Origin of the sequence: Variovorax sp. PDC80 (genome assembly GCF_900115375.1) — a bacterium.
Taxonomy (GTDB): domain Bacteria; phylum Pseudomonadota; class Gammaproteobacteria; order Burkholderiales; family Burkholderiaceae_C; genus Variovorax.
In genome coordinates, this window is record NZ_FOWG01000006.1 from 42,968 (window position 1) to 56,878 (window position 13,911).

General features: G+C 67.8%; 13 protein-coding genes. 12 read left to right on the top strand and 1 reads right to left on the bottom strand.

The window, feature by feature from the left end; all coding sequences use genetic code 11:
* The first annotated feature begins 2 nt into the window (after nucleotides 1-2).
* The 7 genes from BM109_RS18190 to BM109_RS18220 are packed head-to-tail and all read left to right on the top strand — an operon-like array spanning nucleotide 3 to nucleotide 6,648.
* On the top strand, nucleotides 3-1,751 hold the full coding sequence (locus tag BM109_RS18190; protein WP_256222639.1) for a CocE/NonD family hydrolase: 1,749 nt from the start codon (nucleotides 3-5) through the stop codon (nucleotides 1,749-1,751).
* Nucleotides 1,752-1,797: 46 nt separating this feature from the next.
* Entirely contained in the window at nucleotides 1,798-3,045 is a 1,248-nt protein-coding gene (locus tag BM109_RS18195; RefSeq protein ID WP_093345198.1) for an ABC transporter substrate-binding protein, read from the top strand.
* Between the two features lie 4 nt (nucleotides 3,046-3,049).
* Nucleotides 3,050-3,919, top strand: a complete 870-nt coding sequence (locus tag BM109_RS18200; protein ID WP_218159381.1) for a branched-chain amino acid ABC transporter permease — start codon at nucleotides 3,050-3,052, stop codon at nucleotides 3,917-3,919.
* Entirely contained in the window at nucleotides 3,916-4,857 is a 942-nt protein-coding gene (locus BM109_RS18205; protein WP_093345201.1) for a branched-chain amino acid ABC transporter permease, read from the top strand. Before BM109_RS18200 ends, BM109_RS18205 begins: the two co-directional genes overlap by 4 nt.
* Complete coding sequence (locus BM109_RS18210) at nucleotides 4,854-5,597, top strand: ABC transporter ATP-binding protein (RefSeq protein ID WP_093345203.1); 744 nt, start codon at nucleotides 4,854-4,856, stop codon at nucleotides 5,595-5,597. The genes BM109_RS18205 and BM109_RS18210 overlap by 4 nt, the downstream gene beginning before the upstream one ends.
* On the top strand, nucleotides 5,587-6,309 hold the full coding sequence (locus tag BM109_RS18215) for an ABC transporter ATP-binding protein (RefSeq protein WP_093345206.1): 723 nt from the start codon (nucleotides 5,587-5,589) through the stop codon (nucleotides 6,307-6,309). The genes BM109_RS18210 and BM109_RS18215 overlap by 11 nt, the downstream gene beginning before the upstream one ends.
* A gap of 6 nt (nucleotides 6,310-6,315) precedes the next feature.
* On the top strand, nucleotides 6,316-6,648 hold the full coding sequence (locus tag BM109_RS18220) for an NIPSNAP family protein (RefSeq protein WP_093345208.1): 333 nt from the start codon (nucleotides 6,316-6,318) through the stop codon (nucleotides 6,646-6,648).
* 23 nt (nucleotides 6,649-6,671) lie between these two features.
* Here the strand turns inward: BM109_RS18220 and BM109_RS18225 are convergent, their stop codons facing one another.
* Nucleotides 6,672-7,244, bottom strand: coding sequence for a TetR/AcrR family transcriptional regulator (locus BM109_RS18225; protein ID WP_256222640.1), 573 nt, complete (start codon nucleotides 7,242-7,244; stop codon nucleotides 6,672-6,674).
* A gap of 186 nt (nucleotides 7,245-7,430) precedes the next feature.
* Here BM109_RS18225 and BM109_RS18230 point away from each other — a divergent pair, with 186 nt between their 5' ends.
* The 5 genes from BM109_RS18230 (at nucleotide 7,431) to gcvPB (ending at nucleotide 13,902) form a co-directional block, all read left to right on the top strand.
* Nucleotides 7,431-9,077 (top strand): acyl-CoA synthetase, encoded by a 1,647-nt coding sequence (locus tag BM109_RS18230; protein WP_093345213.1) that lies wholly within the window; start codon nucleotides 7,431-7,433, stop codon nucleotides 9,075-9,077.
* Between the two features lie 144 nt (nucleotides 9,078-9,221).
* Nucleotides 9,222-9,659, top strand: a complete 438-nt coding sequence (locus BM109_RS18235) for a nuclear transport factor 2 family protein (RefSeq protein WP_093345215.1) — start codon at nucleotides 9,222-9,224, stop codon at nucleotides 9,657-9,659.
* 38 nt (nucleotides 9,660-9,697) lie between these two features.
* On the top strand, nucleotides 9,698-10,879 hold the full coding sequence (locus BM109_RS18240; protein WP_093345218.1) for an ATP-NAD kinase family protein: 1,182 nt from the start codon (nucleotides 9,698-9,700) through the stop codon (nucleotides 10,877-10,879).
* A gap of 21 nt (nucleotides 10,880-10,900) precedes the next feature.
* On the top strand, nucleotides 10,901-12,319 hold the full coding sequence (gcvPA, locus tag BM109_RS18245; RefSeq protein WP_256222641.1) for an aminomethyl-transferring glycine dehydrogenase subunit GcvPA: 1,419 nt from the start codon (nucleotides 10,901-10,903) through the stop codon (nucleotides 12,317-12,319).
* Nucleotides 12,316-13,902, top strand: coding sequence for an aminomethyl-transferring glycine dehydrogenase subunit GcvPB (gcvPB, locus tag BM109_RS18250; protein WP_093345224.1), 1,587 nt, complete (start codon nucleotides 12,316-12,318; stop codon nucleotides 13,900-13,902). Before gcvPA ends, gcvPB begins: the two co-directional genes overlap by 4 nt.
* Nucleotides 13,903-13,911: the final 9 nt, after the last annotated feature.

The window sequence follows — 13,911 nt, forward strand, 5'->3', positions numbered from 1 at the left end:
CCATGAGCAATGTCGAACCCCTCCGTTCCGAAGTCCGCGATGGCATGCGCATCGACTGGGACGTGCCCATCGTCATGGACGACGGCCTGGTGCTGCGCGCCGACGTCTTCCGCCCCGAGGCGCCGGGCCGCTACCCGGTGGTGCTGACCTGCGGCCCGTACGCCAAGGGCCTGTCGTTCCAGGAGGGCTATCCGAGTGCGTGGAACGGCATGGTGCTGGAGTTCCCCGAAGTCGGCGCGGGCTCGACCAACAAGTACCAGAGCTGGGAGGTGGTCGACCCCGAGAAGTGGGTGCCCGACGGCTACGCATGCGTGCGGGTGGACTCGCGCGGCTGCGGCCGCTCGCCGGGCTTCGTCGACCACTTCTCGGCGCGCGAGACGCAGGACTTCTTCCTGGCCATCGAATGGGCCGGCGTCCAGCCGTGGAGCAACGGCAAGGTCGGGCTCAACGGCATCTCCTACTACGGCATGAACCAGTGGCAGGTGGCCTCGCTGCAGCCGCCGCACCTGGCCGCGATGTGCATCTGGGAAGGCGCCTCCGACTGGTACCGGGACGCCACCCATCACGGCGGCATCCTCAGCACCATGTGGGCCAACTGGTACGACATGCAGGTCAAGACCGTGCAGCACGGCCTCGGCGAGCGCGGTCCGCGCAGCAAGGTGCACGGCGACACCGTGTGCGGCCCCGACACGCTGTCCGACGCGCAGCTGCAGGCCAATCGCTCGCAGTTCGGCGACGACATCCTCGGGCATCCGCTCGACGACGCCTGGCACCGCGAACGCTCGGCCGTGTGGGAGCGGATCCGCGTGCCTTTCCTCTCGGCCGCCAACTGGGGCGGGCAGGGGCTGCACACGCGCGGCAACTTCGAGGCCATCGCGCGCGCGGCCTCGTCCGAGAAATGGCTCGAGGCGCACGGCCTGGCGCACTGGACGCACTTCTACACCGACTACGGCGTGCAGCTGCAGAAGCGCTTCTTCGACCACTACCTCAAGGGCGAGGCCAATGGCTGGCGCGAGCGGCCGAAGGTGCAGCTGCAGGTGCGCCACGTGGACCGCTTCGTCGAGCGGCAGGAGCACGAGTGGCCGCTGGCGCGCACCCGCTGGACGCGCTACTACCTGCACTTCGGCGACCACTCGCTGCGCACCGAGCCGCCCGCCGCGCCGGCCACGGTGGACTACGAGGCGCTGGGCGACGGCCTGACCTTCATGTCGCTGCCGCTGGCGCATGACACCGAGATCACCGGCCCCTCGGCCGCGCGCCTGCGGCTGTCGTCGTCGACCGCCGACGCGGACGTCTTCCTGGTGCTGCGCGTCTTCACGAGCGACCTGCGCGAGATCACCTTCCAGGGTGCGCTCGATCCGCACACGCCCGTGGGGCAGGGCTGGCTGCGGGCCTCGCACCGCAAGCTCGATCCGCGGTTCAGCCAGCCCTACCGTCCCTATCACCCGCACGACGCGCTCGAACCGCTCGAGCCCGGCCAGCCCGTGGACCTCGACGTGGAAGTGCTGCCGACCTCGATCGTGGTGCCGGCCGGCTACCGCATCGCGCTGTCGGTGCGCGGCAAGGACTACGAGTGGCAGGCGAGCACCGGCCTGAAGCTGTCGAACCTGAAGAACGAGCTCAAGGGCTGCGGCCCGTTCCTGCACAACGATCCGCGCGACCGGCCCGCGGAGATCTACGGCGGGCGCAACACGCTGCACTGCGATCCGGCCGACCCGCCCTTCATCCTGCTGCCCGTCATTCCCGACTAGGAACGGCGAGACACGTACCGGCGCCACAACCACAAGGAGACAAGACATGAGCATCGATCGCCGCCAATTCATCGCGGCCGCGGGCAGCGCCGCGGCACTGGCCAGTTGCCCGCCGCTGGCGCGGGCGCAGTCCGGGCCGATCCGGCTGGGCCTGCTGACGATCCGCACCGGGCCGCTCGCCTCGGGCGGCCTCGACATCGAGCGTTCGCTGCAGCAGTACCTGCGCGAGCGTGGCCAGACCATCGGCGGGCGCAAGGTCGAGCTGGTGGTGGCCGACACCGCCGGCGTGCCGGCCACCGCGCGCACCAAGGCGCAGGAGCTGGTGGAGCGCAACAAGGTGCATGCGCTCACCGGACCGATGGCGGCCTTCGAGGCGCTGGCCATCGACGACTACGTGCGCCAGCAGCAGGTGCCCACGCTGTGGATGCCCGGCGCCGAGGACATGACGCAGCGCAAGACCAATCCCTGGGCCGTGCGCGCCACGGCCACCTCGGCCCAGTGCTCGCATCCCATGGGCGACTACTGCGCGAAGGTCCTCAAGTACAAGCGCATGGTCGTGATCGCCGACGACCTGGCCTTCGGCCACGAGACCGTGGGCGGCTTCCAGCGCGCCTTCGAGGATGCCGGCGGCAAGGTCGTGCAGCGCCTCTTCTCGCCGCTCACGGTGCCGGACTACGGCAGCTACCTGGCGCAGCTCAAGACCGACGCCGACGCGATCTTCATCGGCTTCGCGGGCTCCAACGGCTTCCGCTTCCTGCGCCAGTTCAACGAGTACGGCCTGGCGGGCAAGCTGCCCGTGGTGGGCAACATGACGGCGCTCGAGGAATCGGTGCTGCGCAACATGGGCGACGAGGCCCTCGGCGTGCTCACCGCCTGCTGGTACTCCGCGGAACTCGACAACGAGGTGAACCGCAAGTTCTCGGCCGCCTTCCGCGCCGAGACGCGCTACGACCCCGGCCTCTACGCGGCCATGGGCTATGTCAACGGCGCCGTCTTCGAGGCGGCGGTGACGGCCGCCAACGGCCAGGTCGAGGACAAGGCCGCCTTCATGAAGGCGCTGCGCGAGGTGAAGCTCGCCAGGACCGCCCGCGGGCCGGTCTCGTTCGACACCTACGGCAACGTGGTGGGCGACGTCTACATCCGCAAGGTGGTCCGCAAGGAGGGCCGCCTCGTCAACTCGGTGATCGACACGTACCCGAACGTGAGCCAGTTCTGGAAGTACGAGCCCGCGGCCTTCCTCAAGGAACCGGTGTATTCGCGCAGCTTTCCGCCGGCCAGGCACCTGGAGAGCTGAGCGCATGCCCTCGACGCAATTCATGGTGCTGCAGGCGCTCAACAGCCTCTCGCTGGGCGCGGTGCTGTTCCTGCTGTCCTCCGGCTTCTCGCTGATCTTCGGCCTGATCCGCACGGCGAACCTCTCGCACGGCGCCTTCTTCATGCTCGGCGCCTACCTCGGCGTGATGGTGTTCAGCCGCGTCGCGAGCCTGTGGCTGGCCGTGCTCGCGGCCGGCGTCGCGCTCGGGCTGCTCGGCGCGCTGGTCGAGCGCTTCCTGATCCGGCGGCTGGCCGGCAACTCACTCAACCAGGTGCTCGCCACTCTGGGCCTGTCGTTCATCATCGCCGACGCCTGCCTGCTGCTGTGGGGCGGCGACCCGATCCCGCTCGCGACGCCGGAGCTGCTGCGCAAGCCGCTGGTGGTCTTCGGCATGGCCTTTCCCGCCTACCGGCTGTTCCTGCTCGGCGTGGCGGCCGCGATCGCGCTGGCCCTGCACCTGATGATCGACCGCACCCGGCTGGGCGCCATGATCCGCGCGGGCGTCGACGACATGCCGATGGCGCGCGCCGTCGGCGTGCCGGTGTCGCGCCTGCTGACGCTGGTGTTCAGCCTCGGTGCCGCGCTCGCGGGCATCGGCGGCGTGCTCGGCGCGCCGATCCTCTCGGCCTATCCGGGCATGGACGCCGACATGCTGCCGCTGGCGCTGATCGTCGTGATCCTCGGCGGCGTGGGCAGCCTGCTCGGCGCCTTCGTCGGAAGCTTCGTCATCGGCGCGATCTACACCTTCGGCACCGCGCTGCTGCCCGACCTCGCCTACGTGATCCTGTTCCTGCCGATGATCTTCGTCATCGCTTTTCGCCCGCGCGGCCTGTTCGGGAGGATCGCCGCATGAAGCGCTCCATCGCCGGCTGGCTGGCGCTGCTGGCCGTGCTCGCCGCCATGCCCTGGGTCGCGGGCGAGTACTACGTCAACCTCGCGACGCAGATCCTGATCGCCGCGCTGTTCGCCTCCAGCCTCAACATCCTCGTCGGCTACGGCGGGCTGACCTCGCTCGGCCATGCCTCCTTCCTCGGCATGGCGGCCTACGGCAGCGCATGGCTGACCACCTCGCAGGGCCTCGATGCCTGGACGGCCGCGCCGCTCGCGCTGGCGGCCGCGGTGCTGACGGCCGCGGTGTTCGGCTGGATCGCCCTGCGCGCCAGCGGCATCGGCTTCCTGATGATCACGCTCGCGTTGAGCCAGGTGCTCTGGGGGCTGGCCTACCGCTGGTCCTCGGTGACCGGCGGCGACAACGGCCTCGCCGGCCTGGGGCGGCCTTCGTTGCCGGGAGTGGACCTGAACGCCTCGACGCCGTTCTTCTACTTCACGCTGGCGGTGGTGGCGCTCGGGATGGCGGTGCTCATGGTCTTCGTCGCCTCGCCATTGGGCACCTCGCTGCGCGGCACGCGCGACCAGCCGCGGCGCATGGCGGCGCTGGGCCACGACGTGTGGCGGGTGCGCTGGATCGCCTTCGTGTTCGTCGGCTTCCTCGGCGGTGTCTCGGGCCTGCTCTATGTCTACTACCACAAGTACATCCATCCGAGCTCGCTGGCACTGGGCTCCTCGGCCGAAGCCCTGCTCGGCGTGATGACCGGCGGCACCGGGACGCTGGCCGGGCCGGTGGTGGGCGCGGCGATCGTGCTGCTGCTCAAGAACTACGTCTCGGGCTACGTCGAGCGCTGGAACATGCTGCTGGGCTTCGTGTTCGTGTTCATCGTCGTCTGGATGCCGCAGGGCGTGGTGCCCGGCGTGCGCCGCCTGTTCGGCGCGGCGCGGGAGGAGCGGCCATGAACGCGCCCGCGCTCGAGATCCGCCATCTCGCGAAATCCTTCGGCGGGCTGCCCGTGACGCAGGACGTCTCGCTCGCGATCGCGCAGGGCGAGCGGCGGCTGATGCTCGGTCCGAACGGCGCCGGCAAGACCACGCTGTTCAACCTGATCGCCGGCGACCTGCGCAGCGATGGCGGCGAGATCCGGATCTTCGGCCAGGACGTGACCACGCTGCGCAGCGACCAGCGCGCGCAGCTCGGCCTGGCGCGCACCTTCCAGATCATCACGCTGTTCGACCGCGACACCGTGGCGCAGAACCTGATGCTGAGCCTGCTCGGCCGCTCGCCGCTGCGCTGGACCGCCTGGCGTCCGATGCGCCCCGAGGCCGGCTTCCGCGAGCGCGCGCAGGAAGCGCTCGAGATGGTCGGGCTGCAGGACGCCGCGCGGCGCCGGCTCGGTACCTTGTCCTATGGCGAGAAGCGGCGCGTGGAGATCGCGATGGCGCTGGTGCAGCGGCCCCGGCTGCTGCTGCTGGACGAGCCGCTGGCCGGCCTGTCGCAGGGCGAGCGCGTGGCGATTCGGCAGCTGCTCGACCGCATACCGAGGGAGACCACGGTCGTGATGATCGAGCACGACATGGACGTGGCGCTCGACTTCGCCGACCGCATCACCTTGCTGCACTACGGAAAGATCCTGGTGGAGGGCACGCGCGCGGAGGTGGTGAACCACCCCAGGACACGGGAGATCTATCTTGGCCAATGAAACGGCATTGACGCTGGCCGGCGTGGACGCGCTCTACGGCGACAGCCAGGTGCTCCACGGCGTGGGCTTCTCGGTGCGCGCGGGGACCGTGCTGGCACTGCTCGGTCGCAACGGCGCGGGCAAGTCCACCTGCATCAGCAGCATCATGGGCTTGCTGGCCGGCGGCTGCGGCCGCATCGCGTTGTTCGGCGAAGCGATCGAGCGCGCGAGCCCCGAACGCATCGCGCGCCTGGGCATCGGTCTGGTGCCGCAGGGCCGGCGCGTGTTCGCCACGCTGTCGGTGAAGGAGAACCTCGATGTCGCGAAGCAGCCGCCGCGCCACGCGGGCTGCGCCGCATGGACCATGGCGCGCGTCTTCGAGCTGTTCCCGCGCCTGTCCGAACGGCGCCACCAGGCGGCCGGTTCGCTGTCGGGCGGCGAGCAGCAGATGCTGGCCATCGCGCGCGCGCTGATGGGCAATCCGCGCGTGCTGCTGCTCGACGAGCCCTCGGAGGGGCTCGCGCCGCAGATCGTGGCCGAGGTCTCGCGCACCATCGCGCTGCTCAAGGCCGAGGGGCTGACGATCGTGCTGGTGGAGCAGAACCTGCGGCTGGCCGTCGAGCTGTCCGACGATGCCGTGGTCATCAACACCGGGCATGTCGTGTTCGCGGGCAGCACCTCGGCACTGCGCGCGGACCCGGCCCTGATCGAACACCACCTCGGAATGCACTGAACCGCCATGATCATCGAGATGCGCACCTACACCCTTCGCCCCGGCAGCACGGCGGAGTACTTCCGGATCTACGAGGCCGAAGGCCTCGCGCTGCAGCGAAGCATCCTCGGCAACTACCTGGGGTCGTACCGCAGCGAGATCGGGCCCTTGAACCAGGTGGTCCACCTGTGGGGCTTCGACAGCCTCGACGAGCGCCAGTCGCGACGCGACCGGCTCGCGGCCGATCCGCAATGGCAACGCGCGGTGGATCTGTTCATCGGCTTCTTCGTGGCGCAGGAGAGCAAGATCCTGCTGCCTGCGGCGTTCACGGGGCCGATCGCGATGGCTTGCGCGATGTGATGGACTGACGGGGGCCGCCTCGCCTAAGCCGCAGAGAGACGCAACCCGGATGCAAGAGCCAGGAACCCGTCGATCGCCTTTTGGGAAGCCTCGTGCGGGTCCTCCGCGCTTGCAATCCACAACGATGCGCCAAGCAATGCGCCCATGATCAGTCGCGCCGTGGCGGGCGCATCGACGGGCCGCACCGTCTTCTCGGCGATGAGCTTCTCGATACTGCGCTGCGTGCTCATGATGCAGGAGTTCTGGCTGGGCCAGCGCGATGGATCGCCCAGCACCGCCGGTCCGTCGAGAAACACGATGCGCTGGATCTCCGGCTCGAGCGCCATCTTGATGTAAGCAATGCTTTCGTCGATGAAGCCGTCCCAGGTCGTCTTCGCTTCATCGACGATGGCGGTGAGCCGGGCCGTCATCTCCGCGTCGATCTGCGCGATCACCGCCTCGAGCAAGCCCTTCTTGTCCCCGAAGTGATGGTAGAGGGCGCCGCGCGTGAGCCCGGCCTGGGCGGTCAGCACGTCCATCGAGCTCTGCGCGAATCCCTGGGTGGCAAACGATTCTCTTGCCGCTTTGATGAGCTTGGCACGGGTCTCCAAGATCATGTCCGAACGCTTCTGTGCCATGAAATCCTCAAATTGACCTACGCGGCGTATGTGAATTGACATACGGAGCGTATGTGAAATGGCATACTCACATACGAGGCGTATGTTAGTTGCTGGCGGGTGCTCTGGAAAGCGTCGCGCCGCCGCCTGGACATCCTGGACTTGATCGCAGCCGAGGGAATCGCGATGAACATCTATGAGCAGGGCTTGGGTCGGAACGCGGCGAACTTCGAGCCGCTCTCGCCGACGAGCTTCATCGAGCGAAGCGCGCAGGTCTTCGCCGACATGCCCGCCGTGATTCACGGCGATCGCCGCTTCAGCTGGTCGCAATGCAGGGACAGGTCGGCCCGGCTGGCGGCGGCGTTGCGCGAACTCGGGGTTCGACGAGGCGACACGGTCAGCGTCATGCTCGCCAACACGCCCGAGATGATCGAAGTGCACTACGCGGTGCCGGGCATCAACGCGGTGCTCAACACGCTGAACACCCGGCTCGATGCGGACCTGCTGGCCTGGCAGATGAACCACTGCGAGACCCGGGTGCTGATCACCGACAGTGAGTTCGCACCGGTCATGCGGCAAGCGTTGCGCGCGTTGAAGCAGGTCCATGGCCGCACGCCGATCGTGATCGACGTGTGCGATTCCGAATATGCCGGCTCTCACGAACGCGTCGGCCAGCACGCGTACGAGTCCCTCCTGGCTTCCCACCTGCCGGTGCCCAAGCTGCAAGGGCCGCTCGACGAGTGGGATGCCATCGCCGTCAGCTACACCTCGGGGACGACCGGCGATCCGAAGGGCGTGGTGACACACCATCGCGGCGCGTACCTGAACGCGGTGTGCAACGTCGCGGTCTGGACGATGCCTCCCTTCGCACGCTATCTCTGGACCCTGCCGATGTTCCACTGCAACGGCTGGTGCTTCCCATGGACGGTGGCGCTTCTCGGCGGCGTGCATGTGTGCCTGCGGAAGGTGGAAGCCAAGGCGATCTTCGCTGCCATGCGGGACCACGGGGCCGATCACTACAGCGCCGCACCGATCGTGCACGACCTCCTGATCGCGGCACCTGCCGAAGACAGGCACGGGATCGCGCACAAGGTCCGCGCGATGGTCGCGGGCTCCGCGCCGCCCGCCACCATGATCGAGGGCATGGCCCGTCTAGGCATCGAGATGATCCATGTCTACGGACTGACGGAGGTGTACGGGCCCGCGGCCGTTTCTGCCAGACAACCGTCCTGGGACCGGGCCAGTCCGGCCGAGCAGGTGCGGTTGAACGGACGGCAAGGCGTGCGCTATCCGCTGCAGGAAGACATGACGGTGCGCGACCCGGTCACCCTGCAAGAGGTGCCGGCCGATGGCGAAACCATCGGCGAGATCATGTTTCGCGGCAACATCGTGATGAAGGGCTACCTGAAGAACGAGGCCGCCACCGAGAGCGCCTTTCAGGGCGGCTGGTTCCATACCGGCGACCTCGCGGTCCTGGAGCCCGATGGCTACGCCAGGATTCGCGATCGCAGCAAGGACGTGATCATCTCCGGCGGCGAGAACATCAGCTCCATCGAGGTCGAGGACGCCCTGTATCGCCATCCGGCCGTCCTGTCATGCGCTGTCGTCGCCAAGCCCGATGCCCGATGGGGCGAGACGCCCCTGGCATTCGTCGAGTTGCGGCCGGGCACCGAGGCCACGGCGGAACAGCTGATGGCCCACTGCCGAACGATGCTCGCCAAATACAAGCTCCCGCGCGAAGTTCGATTCGAGGCGCTGCCCCGGACGGCGACCGGAAAGATCCAGAAGTTCCAGCTCCGCCGCAAGGCCAGTTCGGCGGAGGCGCTCGAATGAGCGCGCGCCAGGCCGAAACCCCCTAGCTCCCCCGCCATGTAGCGGCACACCCATGCCGCGGACTCTCCACCACGCGTGGGGAGGGTCCGCGCACGCCCGGTTTTCTTGCTCGTCCACCCACCCCGTCCTTGCACAGGAGTATTCATGATCGAAAGTCTCACCGGTTACCAGTCGCCATCCATGATTGCCGACGCGGCGACGCGGAAGTCCCTCCACGGCTTCATCGCGCAGACGCTGCACGCGCTCTCCACGCCCGACTCGGGCGTCGCCGCGTACTTCGCGGACCCGGACATCGTGATCGCCGGCTCCGGCCTCGACGAGTACTTCATCGGACCCGAGAAGGCACAGGCCGGCGTGAGATGGGTAACCACGCTGGGCATCCGCTGGGAGCCGAAGGTCGTCCTGTGCTGGATGCAGGGCGACATCGCCTGGGCACAGATCCGCATCGACGGCCACAAGATGGAAGCCGGTGCGCCGGCGGTGGTGCCGTACGTGGCGACCGGGATCTTCAGGCGCAAGACCGATGGCTGGACCTGGCTTTACTGGGGCGGGGGTGAACCGCAGAAGGAGCCGCGCCTGTAGTCCGGGCGCGATGCCCGATGTCGAACAGGACCACCCCGATGACTGACCGGAACGTGCTGGTTGCCGCACCCGCCGACGCGTCCCCTCGCCGAGTCGCGAGCGCGAAGAAGATCGGTCTCGTCGTCAATCCGATCGCAGGCATGGGCGGGCGCGTCGGCCTCAAAGGGACCGACGGTGCCGACGTGCTGGACGAGGCGAGACGACGGGGTGCGCGGCCGGTCTCGAGCGAAAGAGCCCTGCAGGCGCTGAAGAAGCTGGCCGCTTCGAAGGCCGAGTTTTCGCTGGTCACGGCGCAGGGAGACCTTGGCGAGGATGTCGCGCGGCAGGCCGGCTTGCATCCGGTCGTGGTGCACGGCAAGCCGCATGCGGGCAGCACCCCCGCGGACACCCGGGAGGCCGTGGCCGCGATGCTGCGCGAGTGCGTCGACCTCCTGCTGTTCGCAGGGGGCGACGGCACCGCGCGCGACGTGCTGAGCATTGCCGGCGATCGAGTGCCGATGCTCGGGATTCCAACGGGCGTGAAGATGTACTCCGCCGTTTTCGGCACGAGCGCGCTGAACGCGGGTGACCTGGCGGCACGCTTCATCGAGGGCGATCCATCGGTGCGGTTGCGCGAGGCCGAGGTGATGGACATCGACGAGATGGCGATGCGGGAAGACAGGATGTCGGCCCGACTCTACGGCTACGCCCAGAGCCCGCATCACCGCCAGCTCGCGCAGAACGCCAAGGCCGGCTCGGGGTTGTCCGAGAACGTGGCGCTCGAGGCCGTGTCGCGGCAACTGGCCCGCCAGATGCGCCCCGGATGTCTCTACATCCTGGGGCCGGGCACCACGACGCGCCGCGTGATGTCGGCGCTCGGCTTGCCCAAGACGCTGCTGGGCGTGGACGCCGTGCTCGACGGTGCACTCGTCGGCGCCGACCTCGATGAGCACGCGCTGCTCGAACTGATGCAGGGGCGCGAAAGCTACATCGTCGTCAGCGTGCTCGGCGGGCACGGCAGCCTGTTCGGACGAGGGAACCAGCAGATCAGCGCGGACGTGATTCGCCAGGTCGGACGCGACCACATCCAGATCGTCGCGACCCTCGAAAAACTCGTCGCCCTGGAATCGGGTGCGCTGCACGTCGATACGGGCGACGAAGAAGTGGACGCCATGTTGAGCGGCTACCTGCCGCTTCGCACGGCGCCCGATCGCACGGTGTATTTCAAAGTCAGATCGTGACCCCATCCATGCCAGATTCAAGTGAAGGAACACCAGATGAATAACGGTACCGCCCATCCCTACATGGCGAACTCGGTCCCCGCGATCAAGCGGGAGATGCTCGACGCCATCGGCGTGGAGACCATCGAAGAATTGTTCGAGCAGATTCCGCGCGAGCATCGCCTGCAGCGTCCGATCGACCTGCCGCCGGCGCTCACCGAAAGCGAGCTGCGACGGCACATGGTGACGACGCTCGCCAGGAACAGGACCGCCGAGCAGAACCTCAACTTTCTCGGCGCCGGTTGCTGGCAGCACCATGTGCCTGCTGCCTGCGACGAGGTCGTGCGCCGCAACGAGTGGCTGACCTCGGTCTTCGGCGAGCCCAGTTCCGACCATGGCCGCAACCAGGCCTGGTTCGAGTTCTGCAGCCAGCTCGGTGAGCTGCTCGACATGGACCTGGTCGGGCTGCCGGTGCGAAGCTGGGGCGTTGCCGCCGGCCACGCCATTCGCATGGCATCGAGAATCACGAGCCGCAACGAGGTCGTCGTCGTTCGCGCGATCGACCCCGAGCGGCTCGCGGTCATCCAGAGCCTGTGCGAGCCGGTCGACATGGCCAGCCATATCGCGATACGCATGGTCGACTACGACCCCGCGACCGGCTTGATGGATCTCGACCATCTGCGCGCGACGCTCACGTCGAAGACCGCCGCCGTGTACTTCGAAACGCCGTCGTACTTCGGCGTGATCGAGCAGCACGGCGCGCAGATCGCCGAACTGGCCCACGCCGTGGGGGCCGAGGTGATCGTCGGCGTGGACGCCATCTCCCTGGGCGTGCTGTCCGCCCCCGTCCACTATGGCGCCGACATCGTCGTGGGAACGACCCAGCCGCTGGGCGTGCACATGAACGGCGGTGGCGGCGCCGCCGGTTTCATCGCTTCGCGCGACGAGGAGCGCTATGCGCACCAGTACCCGACGCTGTTCATCAGCATCTCCGAGACCACCAAGGAGGGCGAGTACGGATTCGGCCTGAGCCTGTTCGAGCAATCGTCGTACGGGCTGCGCGACAAGGGCAACGACTGGACCGGGCATTCCGTGTACATGTGGGCGATCGCCAATTCGGTGTACATGGCCATGATGGGTCCTCAGGGCTTCGAGGAAGTCGGCGAGCTGATCCTGCAGCGAGCGCACCATGCCGCCCGCGTGCTGGGCCGGATTCCCGGGGTGCGCGTCGTCTTTCCCGATGGCTTCTTCAAGGAGTTCGTCGTCAACTTCGACGGCACCGGGGTGCCCGTGGCGCAGATCAACAAGCGGCTGCTCGCGCTCGGCATCTTCGGCGGCAAGGACCTGAGCAAGGACTTCCCGGCGCTCGGCGCCAGCGCCTTGTACTGCGTGACCGAAATCCACACGCTGGCCGACATCGAGCGCCTGGCCGACGCCATCCAGAAAGCGATCCAACCATGAACACCAAGCTGCGCGAATATCACGCTCCGGTATGGAGCGAGCCCGTCATTCTCGAAATGGGCCACCCAGGGCGCCGAGGCGTTCTCTTCTCTCCCGTCGAAGACACGGTGCGCGCCACGGTCGGCGATGCCGCGGACTTGATTCCCTCGACCATGCGGCGAGCGCGCAAGCCCGCGCTGCCGGAGCTGTCGGAACCCGAGGTGCTCTACCACTATCTGCGCCTGTCGCAGCAGACCCTGGGCATGATGAACATCAGCCTGTTTGGCACCTGCACGATGAAATACAACGCGCAGATCAACGAGGCGATGGCCTGGCGGCCCGAGGTCACGCACCTGCATCCGTACCAGGACGAGGACACGATGCAGGGAGCGCTCGAGATCGTCCACGGGATGGACAAGATCCTGCGCGAGCTCTCGGGCATGGACCAGTTCGTGTTCCAGGCCGGCGGCGGCGCGGACGCCGCCTACACGAGCTGCGCCGTGACCCGGGCCTACCATGCCGCACGGGGCGAGCTCGCCCAGCGCGACGAGATCATCACCACGATCCAGACCCACCCCAGCAGCGCGGCCACCGCCGCCGCGGCCGGGTTCAAGGTCATCACGCTGATGATCGAGGAGAACGGCTACCCGTCGCTCGAAGCGCTCAAGGCCGCCGTCTCCAACCGCACGGCCGCCTTGATGCTCAACAACCCCGACGACATGGGCGTCTACAACCCGGAGATCCGCGAGTGGACCCGCATCGTGCGCGAAGCGGGAGGCATCAGCTTCTACGACCACGCGAACTTCAACGGTGCGATGACCAAGATCCGCGCCCGCGAGTTGGGGTTCGATGCCTGCATGTTCATGCTGCACAAGACCTTCGGTGCGCCCAAGAGCGGCGTGGGTGGCCCCGCGGTCGGTGCCTATGGCTGCTCGGCCGAACTCGCGCCCTTCATGCCCAAGCCGCTGGTGGCGTTCGACGGCGAGCGCTACCGCCTCGACTACGACCGGCCGCAGAGCTGCGGCAAGATCCGCGAGTTCTGGGGCAACCTGCCGGTGATCGTCAAGGCCTATGCGTGGTCGCGTTCCATGGGGGCCGAAGGCATGGCCGAGGCCTCGGACCTGTCGGTGCTCGCGAACAACTACATGGAGCGTGGCCTGCTCGCGATCCGCGGCGTCACGCGTTCCCATCCCGATGCGAAGAGCCCGCGCCTCGAGATGACGCGCTACAGCCTCCAGCAGCTCAAGGAAGACACCGGCGTCGACGTGCACGACGTGCAGAACCGCATGGCCGACTTCGGCATCGACCCGATGTGGACCAGCCATCATCCGTGGCTGGTTCCCGAGCCCTTCACGCCGGAGGCCGGCGAGATGTATGGCAAGGAAGCCCTCGACACCTGGATCGCCGTGCTGGCCCGGATCTCGGACGAGGCCTATTCGAATCCCGAGCTCGTGAAGACGGCCCCGCACAACCAGGCGGTGCACCGACTGAAGAACGCGTTGATCGACAACCCCGAGCACTGGGCAATGACCTGGCGCGCCTACCAGCGCAAGCGCAAGCTGGAGAAGCGGCCTCTGGACGCCGTGCCCCGGCACGGGCACTGAGTTGGCCAA